The organism is Streptococcus sp. oral taxon 064 (assembly GCF_001683375.1).
GTDB classification, from domain to species: domain Bacteria; phylum Bacillota; class Bacilli; order Lactobacillales; family Streptococcaceae; genus Streptococcus; species Streptococcus oralis_S.
The window spans coordinates 239,476-247,188 of sequence record NZ_CP016207.1; the positions used below are offsets into that span (position 1 = coordinate 239,476).

Below are 7,713 nucleotides of genomic sequence, written 5' to 3' on the forward strand. Positions count from 1 at the left end.
GCACTTTCTTACTTCACTGCCCCGTTACTCATTCCTGAAATGATATGTTTTTGGAAGATGAGGTAGACAATTGTTATCGTTACAATTCCCACAATATAAGATGCAAAACTTGGGCCATAGTCATTGAAGTACTGACCTTGGTAGTTGTATTGGAAGAGAGGCAAAGTCCACATCTTGGAATCCTTATTCAGAATCAAGAGTGGCAACATAAAGTCATTCCAGAACCAGAGAGCATTGATAATCAAAGTTGTCGCATGCATGGGCTTCAACATTGGAAAAATGATTCGACGATAAATTGTAAAACGATCAGCTCCATCAATTTCCGCAGCTTCATCCAAACTATCTGGTACACTGATTTTTATATAACCAACATACAAGAAGAGAGTCTGTGGAATAGCATAAGTTAGGTAGAGTATTACTAGCCCCCACATATTTGCTAGACCGAGTTTACTCATCATAACTGTGATGGGAATCATAATCACCTGAAATGGAACAAATATCCCTAAGATCAGGAGCGAATACATAATTGCAAAGGCTTTTTTCTTGGACATATTTCGAGCAATGGAATAAGCTGCAGCTGGTATAAAGAAAGCTACTACAATCAATGATAACACCGTAATAACTGCTGAATTCCAGAAATAGCCTCCAATTCCATCCGAAATCAATCGTTCATAATTACTCAACGTAAAAGGATTGGGCAAACTAAAGAAATGATTCATGATATCCTTAGTTGTTTTGAAAGAACTAAATACCGTTACCAACAAAGGAACAAGTATAAAAATACCACCGACTATCAAGAGGACATATTTCCAAAACTGATTCAATTTTTCTTCTTTTTTCATGTGTAGGACTCCTCTATTAGATTTCAAATTTCTTTGATAGCTTGATTTGGATCAGAGAAACAATTCCAATAATTAAGAATAAAATCAAGGCAATTGCATTCGCATATCCATATTGATTACTCTTGAAAGCATAGTTGTAGACTAAAAGTCCAAGAGACGTTGTAGCATTATTTGGACCACCACTCGTCAACGCAAAAATTTGGTCAAAGGCTGTCAAACCAGACTTAAGAGCCAAGATAAAAACCATTGAGATCGTTGGCAGTAAATAGGGCAATTCAATCTTCCAAAAGGTTTGTTTACTTGTTGCACCATCAATTGATGCTGCCTCTAAAATATCATTTGGAATACTCTGAAGACCAGCAAGAAAGAGAATGATTGGCATAGCTACTCCTTGCCATAGAAGAACAAAAATAGTTGCCACTACCGCTCCAACTGGTGTCCCCAATAGACTCTCTTGTAAAAAGCTAATTCCTAAAATTTTTCCAATCGTTGGAAGACCATAGTTGAAGAATTGTTTAAAAATCAAGGAAACTGTCAAACCAGACAAAACAGCCGGGAAAAAGAACCAAGCTCTAAAGAAGGTCTGCCCCTTCATCTTAGAATTTAAGGCTCGTGCCACAACCATCCCAATCGTAATCTCTCCAATAATCAATGCCAGAGTTAAAATCAAAGTAAAGGCTATGGCTGTGAAGAATTTCCCATCAATCATCAGCAATTTGTAGTTATTTAAACCAACAAATTTATAATTATAGGTCAATCCAGTCCAGTTAGTCAAACTATAGAAAGCACCTTGTACCATTGGAAAGTAAAAGAAGATAGCTTGTAAAGCAAGCGGGATGAGCAAAAATGTCCAACCCCAGTATTTATTTAAAAATTTTCGAATAGCCATATCATCTTAACTCCTATTCTAGTCCAAATCTGCCTTCATTGGATTAAAGAAAGCATTGAGATTGTTTGCCATATTTTTCAGATTTTTATCCATCAGGTAACCTGCACTTAGATTAAAAAAGTCTTCTTCAGAGTTCCAGCGTTGGCCCAACCAAACATAATGTTTGTCCGTAAAAGCCAGTTTAGAAATAGCTGCAAGCGCTGAATCTTCTTTTTCCTGTATGCCTTTCACCGCAACTGGTGATCCATCTACATCATAGTATGACTGCATAGCTTTTGGACTAGTCATATAGCTGATAAATTCTTCGGTTTCTTTCGGATGTTTGGTAGTAGCTGAAGTTGATAATGCCATGTCCCCTGCACCAACAGTGACTTCTTTTCCTACTTCTTCTCCAGGGAAGGCGAACATCCCCACCTCAAATTTTGGATCCTGTTGATTAATTGCAGCTAATGCCCATGATCCTTGTGGCATCATCAAGGCTTTTTCACTCGAAAATGCTACCACCGCATCATTATATGAGGCACCACGCCAACCATCTTGAGCATTATCTGCTAATAAATCGAGTCGTTCTGCATCTGCTTTTAAAATAGCATCATCCGCAGAGATGGCGTTTGGTTTTGAAAAGCGAAGGTAATTATTAGCCGCGTCTCCACTACCCGTAAGAGTAATGAGAGAAAGTTGGTGGTAACCATTTAATGTCCAGCCTTCATTGCCTGCAACCGCAAACGGAGAATTTCCACTATCTTTTATCCTTTTGACAATCTCTTGAAACTCTTTAAAAGTCTTCGGCTCCTCAAGCCCTAATTCTTTAAACTTCGTTTTATTGTAATAGATTCCATAAAGGTTGGCCGTTAAAGGCACACTATAAACTTTATTGTTAATCGCATACTTTTCAGCATAGTCATTCTTGATGTTCTCAAGATAGGGTTTTCCTGTCATATCTGCAAAATAGCCTGCCTTCGCCCACTCCTGAAAATCCATATTTTGAGGATAGATATTAATAATATCTGGAACATCTCCTGATAAAATACGAGTCTTTAGAACAATTCCAGCTGAAGGTACTGTAGTCAGCTTCACATCAATATTAGGGTGTTCCTTCTCAAAATCATCCACTATCTTTTGCAAGGTATCTGCCATCTCGGTCTTCTGGTTAAAAAACTCAATCGTTACCTTGCCATCAGTTGATTGATTGTTCTGACCACAAGCCACGAGGCCTAGTAAACTTGCCCCAGCTACTAAAAGAAAACCTGCTTTCTTATACCATTTCATTGGAATGCCTCCTTGATAAATTTATACGCTTTTATTATAGTCTCTTGAATTTATACTGTCTACTCAAAAAATCTCCTGGTGATAAGGTAGCAGTTAAACCTGCATACATGAGCTCTGCACCCGAGTAAACAATGTTTGTCCCTTCCAGCTCATAAAGCCCTTCCACCTCCAAATCTTTCAGTTTCAAGGTGGTTTCCATTGTTTCCACAACTGATAGGACTCGGACGTAGGTTACAATCGTTTGATTTCCATAGTTAAATTGCACAGCTGCTTCATTGGATTCAGCATCGGGACTGATTAACCTATACTGGTTTCCCAACTGGACTACTGGTCGCAATTCTTTATACAAATTCACCTGATTAGCAATCTCATCCTTCTCTTCATCTGATAAACTTGTCAAATCAAGTTCATAACCCAGATTTCCCATCATTGCCACGTGACCACGAGTTTCCAATGGTGTCATTCGTCCCATCTGATGATTTGGTACTGCTGACACATGAGCCCCCATAGAAATGGTTGGATAGAGATAGGATGAGCCGTATTGAATTGGTAAACGTGCAATAGCATCAGTATTATCACTTGCCCAGACTTGAGGGAAATAACGCATCATACCAAGATCATTTCGTCCACCACCACCAGAGCAGGACTCAAAGAGAATATGGTTGTGCTTCTCTGTCAGATACGAAACGAGTTCGTAAAGCCCCAACATATACTGATGAGACTGCATCTGGGTTTCCAAGTAGGCTGAACCATTCCCCAGGTTAGTAATATTACGGTTCATATCCCATTTGATGTAGTCAATATCATGATGAGAGAGGAGTTCATCTAAGACATTTTTCAAATATTCTACTACCTGAGGATTAGCAAGATTAAGTACTAATTGATTTCGAGAATAGGTATGCTCATAACCTGGAACCTGAATAGCCCAGTCAGGATGTTTACGATACAAGTCGCTATCAACAGAAATCATCTCCGGTTCTAACCAAAGCCCAAACTGCAAACCTCTTTCATGGATCGCTGAAATCAGACTTTCTAGACTTCCACCCAGCTTTTTCTCATTAACAACCCAATCACCTAAAGCACGATTATCATCAAAGCGATTACCAAACCACCCATCATCTAATACAAAAAGTTCTATTCCAACTTTCTTAGCTTCATCAGCTAGTTCTAACAGTTTTTCTCTCTGAAAGTCAAAGTAGGTAGCTTCCCAGTTATTGATTAGAATTGGACGCTCTTTTTTAGAAAATTTACTTGGCATAATGTGCTTAAGTACAAAATTCTGACTTTCATGACTAATACCAGTTAATCCCTTATCTGAATAAGTCACAAAAGCTACCGGTGTTTCAAAGTCTTCCTCAGGATCTAACTTCCAAGAAAAATTTTCTGGATTAATCCCAATAGCAACCCGAACTTCATTCAATTGATTCTTTTGGACAAAAGCTTCAAAGTTTCCACTATACATCAGTTGAATAGCAAACACATTCCCAGCATCATCTGTAACTCCTCGATCACATAATAGAAGAGCTGGTGTTTGAGCATGCCCAGAAGCTCCACGGTTCGAACTAATCGAAAAGATTCCTTGCTCTACCTGTTGACGTCGGACAGTCTTTTCACGAGCATAAGCTCCCTGTAAAGTCACTATTTCGTAAGCTGCAGCGGGAAAATCAGCCATAAAAGAAAAGTCCTTATGAATGACAACTTCCTGATTACTATTATTCTCCAATTTGCTATAACTAGCAATTGTCGCATCATTATCAAAAGCTGTATAATACAAAGTCAGACTAAGTTTAGCTTGAGGATCTTTTAAAATCAAGACAAGAGTCTCTGTATCATCCATGCTGTGAGGAGAAGGTAAGCCCTGTGGACCATTCTGACCTTTTAAAATCTTTGCTTCTACAAATCGAAAGTTTGTTACTTCAGTTGCATCATGTTGAACCTGTAAAGTTGGTTTTCTAAAGTCACCCAAACCATGTTGTCCAAAAATCTGACGTTGCGTATCCAAACTAAAGGTTCGATTAGTAGCTATGGGATTACCAGAAAAAGCATGATCGCGTTCGTAAACACTATTAGCCTCTCTATAGTTCTTAATAGTCTTTCCTAAATGTTTTAATAATAAGAACCCATCCCTATTTTCAATAATCAAACTTAAACCTTTACTCTCAACGTAAAATAGATTATTCTCTATTCGAACTCCCATAAATTGTACCTCATCTATTTCTTGATAAAATTTTAGCACATAAAAGCGCTTTCTAAAATAGAGAAATGTCTACAAAGTATGGTAAAATGTTAGGTAGGAGGTGGCCCATGCTCGTTTTTTCAGAATACCAGACTGGAACAATTGATCTTTCTCTTAGCTTCTACGGTTATGAAGAATGCACGCCTAATTACTCTTTTGGTCCAGCTATTCGAGATACCTATGTACTACATTACATTACTAAAGGAAAAGGTCAATTCCATTATAAGGGGAAAATTGTTGATTTAAAGGCAGGAGATTTCTTTTTACTAAAACCAGATGAATTAACATTCTATCAAGCAGATAGCCAGGATCCTTGGGCTTACTACTGGTTGGGGATCACTGGAGGGAGGGCACCTGACTACTTTGCTCTATCTCAAATTTCTGACCAATCCTACCTCATCCAGTCAAATAACTGTCATACACAAACAACTGCAAAACTCATCTCAGATATTGTCTGCTTTGCTCAGATTACAAAATCTAATGAATTGGCTCAACTCCACATCATGGGACAACTCCATGAACTAATGTTTCATCTAGGAACGATTGCTCCCAATCAGAAAAAAGAGAATATTTCATCAACTCACCAGCTCTATCTTGACTGCAAACAATTAATTGATAGTCACTATCCACGATCGCTCACCATTCAAGATTTAGCAAAAGAGCTATCGGTTCATAGAAGTTACTTAACTAGTGTGTTTAAAGAATTTCACCAACTCTCTCCAAAAGAGTATTTACTTTTCGTTCGAATGAACCGTGCTCAACAGTTACTAGAACACACAAATGAAACGATCAAAGTCATTGCATATTCTGTAGGTTTTTCAGACCCACTACATTTCTCAAAAGCCTACAAACAGTTTTTTCATAAAACACCTAGTCAAACTCGAAAAGAATACTCTCACTCCCTCTTAGCTAGAAAGGAAAATCAATGAAATCACACCAACTAGTCTACCAAATATTAGCTAGAGAAAACGATTATGTTAGCGGAGAAAAAATCGGAGAAGAACTGAATTTAAGCCGTACATCCATATGGAAAGCGATCCAACGTCTTCAACAAGAAGGCCTAGAAATTGACAGTATCAAAAATAGAGGCTATAAGCTTATTCAAGGCGATCTGATATTGCCTGATTTGATTCAGGAGAACACCAACTTAACCATTCGCTACAAACCTGAGACCAAATCAACCCAAACAGATGCAAAAGAAGGGATTGAAGCTGGAAACAAAGGAAATACACTCTATCTTTCAACCTGTCAAACAGCAGGTCGTGGCCGCTTTCAGCGCCGCTACTATTCTCCATCTCAGGGGGGGATCTATATGTCCCTGCATGTTCAACTCAATCTTCCTTATGAAAAACTCCCTTCCTATACTCTCCTTGTAGCTGCTGCAGTCTACAAAGCCATTAAAAACCTAACTATGATAGAAGTAGATATCAAATGGGTAAATGACATCTACTTTAAAAATAAAAAGATAGCAGGTATCCTCACTGAAGCGATGACATCAGTTGAGACAGGCTTGGTTACAGACGTCATTATCGGACTTGGTATAAATTTTTCTATAGCAGACTTCCCAGAAGACCTAAAAGAAAAAGCAGGCAGCCTATTTATGCCACCTGCACCAATTAGTCGTAATGAGCTCATCAGCGAAATATGGAATTGTTTCTACAATACGGATTCAGATGAGCTACTTTATATCTATAAAGAAAGATCAATCGTTCTTGGAAAAGAAGTTACTTTCCAGCTAGACGGAAAATTTGAGAAAGGTCTTGCAAAAGAAATCTCAGAATCCGGCCAACTACAAGTCGAATTTGAAGATAAACATACTATCTGGCTAAATAGCGGAGAAATATCACTAACGGGTTGGTAATAAACAAATCCCCCTTTTAATGATTTAGAAGGGGGATTTACATACAAAAAAAGAGCCTAACAGCTCTCTTAACGTACGGAGAATGGGGGATTCGAACCCCCGCGCCGGTTACCCGACCTAACGATTTAGCAAACCGTCCTCTTCAGCCTCTTGAGTAATTCTCCTATTAATGGGCACGAGTGGACTCGAACCACCGACCTCACGCTTATCAGGCGTGCGCTCTAACCACCTGAGCTACGCGCCCAAGTTCAAAAACTTGGTATGAACTTTCGTTCAAAGCGGGTGACGAGAATCGAACTCGCGACAACAGCTTGGAAGGCTGTAGTTTTACCACTAAACTACACCCGCTTAATAAAATAAAATATGGCGCGAGACGGAATCGAACCGCCGACACATGGAGCTTCAATCCATTGCTCTACCAACTGAGCTACCGAGCCAAATTGCGGGAGCAGGATTTGAACCTACGACCTTCGGGTTATGAGCCCGACGAGCTACCGAGCTGCTCCATCCCGCGTTAATATAAAAAGGAGGATGTGGGATTCGAACCCACGCACGCTTTTACACGCCTGACGGTTTTCAAGACCGTTCCCTTCAGCCGGACTTGGGTAATCCTCCA

At 39.1% G+C, this 7,713-nt stretch carries 6 protein-coding genes and 6 tRNA genes; 2 read left to right on the plus strand and 10 right to left on the minus strand.

Going from position 1 to position 7,713, the window contains the following annotated elements:
* Window positions 1–8: 8 nt before the first annotated feature.
* From AXF18_RS01180 to AXF18_RS01195, 4 genes are read right to left on the minus strand one after another with little or no spacing between them, the layout of a single operon-like run.
* Window positions 9–842 carry a carbohydrate ABC transporter permease gene (locus tag AXF18_RS01180; protein ID WP_000711260.1) on the minus strand — a complete coding sequence of 278 codons (834 nt, stop codon included), beginning with the start codon at window positions 840–842 and terminating at the stop codon, window positions 9–11.
* A gap of 16 nt (window positions 843–858) precedes the next feature.
* Complete coding sequence (locus tag AXF18_RS01185; protein ID WP_033584257.1) at window positions 859–1,731, minus strand: carbohydrate ABC transporter permease; 873 nt, start codon at window positions 1,729–1,731, stop codon at window positions 859–861.
* Window positions 1,732–1,749: 18 nt separating this feature from the next.
* Window positions 1,750–3,000, minus strand: a complete 1,251-nt coding sequence (locus AXF18_RS01190) for an extracellular solute-binding protein (RefSeq protein ID WP_065371368.1) — start codon at window positions 2,998–3,000, stop codon at window positions 1,750–1,752.
* Window positions 3,001–3,034: 34 nt separating this feature from the next.
* Window positions 3,035–5,197, minus strand: coding sequence for an alpha-galactosidase (locus AXF18_RS01195; protein WP_065371369.1), 2,163 nt, complete (start codon window positions 5,195–5,197; stop codon window positions 3,035–3,037).
* Window positions 5,198–5,304: 107 nt separating this feature from the next.
* On the opposite strand from AXF18_RS01195, the gene AXF18_RS01200 reads away from it, so the two are divergent.
* Window positions 5,305–6,165 (plus strand): AraC family transcriptional regulator, encoded by an 861-nt coding sequence (locus AXF18_RS01200; RefSeq protein WP_049478407.1) that lies wholly within the window; start codon window positions 5,305–5,307, stop codon window positions 6,163–6,165.
* Window positions 6,162–7,097 (plus strand): bifunctional biotin--[acetyl-CoA-carboxylase] ligase/biotin operon repressor BirA, encoded by a 936-nt coding sequence (gene birA, locus AXF18_RS01205; RefSeq protein ID WP_065371370.1) that lies wholly within the window; start codon window positions 6,162–6,164, stop codon window positions 7,095–7,097. Before AXF18_RS01200 ends, birA begins: the two co-directional genes overlap by 4 nt.
* 76 nt (window positions 7,098–7,173) lie before the next feature.
* Here birA and AXF18_RS01210 read toward each other — a convergent pair.
* The 6 genes from AXF18_RS01210 to AXF18_RS01235 form a co-directional block, all read right to left on the minus strand.
* Window positions 7,174–7,261, minus strand: a tRNA-Ser gene (locus tag AXF18_RS01210).
* 6 nt (window positions 7,262–7,267) lie between these two features.
* Window positions 7,268–7,341 (minus strand) — tRNA-Ile (locus tag AXF18_RS01215).
* A 33-nt stretch (window positions 7,342–7,374) separates the two neighbouring features.
* Window positions 7,375–7,445 (minus strand) — tRNA-Gly (locus AXF18_RS01220).
* A gap of 16 nt (window positions 7,446–7,461) precedes the next feature.
* Window positions 7,462–7,534 (minus strand) — tRNA-Phe (locus tag AXF18_RS01225).
* 3 nt (window positions 7,535–7,537) lie between these two features.
* Window positions 7,538–7,611, minus strand: a tRNA-Met gene (locus AXF18_RS01230).
* Between the two features lie 11 nt (window positions 7,612–7,622).
* A tRNA-Ser gene (locus AXF18_RS01235) sits at window positions 7,623–7,712 on the minus strand.
* Between the last annotated feature and the right edge of the window lies 1 nt (window position 7,713).

Excerpts from the sequence above, each read along its gene's own strand:
- AXF18_RS01180 (WP_000711260.1), bottom strand. The coding sequence starts at position 842 with ATGAAAAAAGAAGAAAAATTGAATCAGTTTTGGAAATATGTCCTCTTG.
- AXF18_RS01185 (WP_033584257.1), bottom strand. The coding sequence starts at position 1,731 with ATGGCTATTCGAAAATTTTTAAATAAATACTGGGGTTGGACATTTTTG.
- AXF18_RS01190 (WP_065371368.1), bottom strand. The coding sequence starts at position 3,000 with ATGAAATGGTATAAGAAAGCAGGTTTTCTTTTAGTAGCTGGGGCAAGT.
- AXF18_RS01195 (WP_065371369.1), bottom strand. The coding sequence starts at position 5,197 with ATGGGAGTTCGAATAGAGAATAATCTATTTTACGTTGAGAGTAAAGGT.
- AXF18_RS01200 (WP_049478407.1), top strand. The coding sequence starts at position 5,305 with ATGCTCGTTTTTTCAGAATACCAGACTGGAACAATTGATCTTTCTCTT.
- birA (WP_065371370.1), top strand. The coding sequence starts at position 6,162 with ATGAAATCACACCAACTAGTCTACCAAATATTAGCTAGAGAAAACGAT.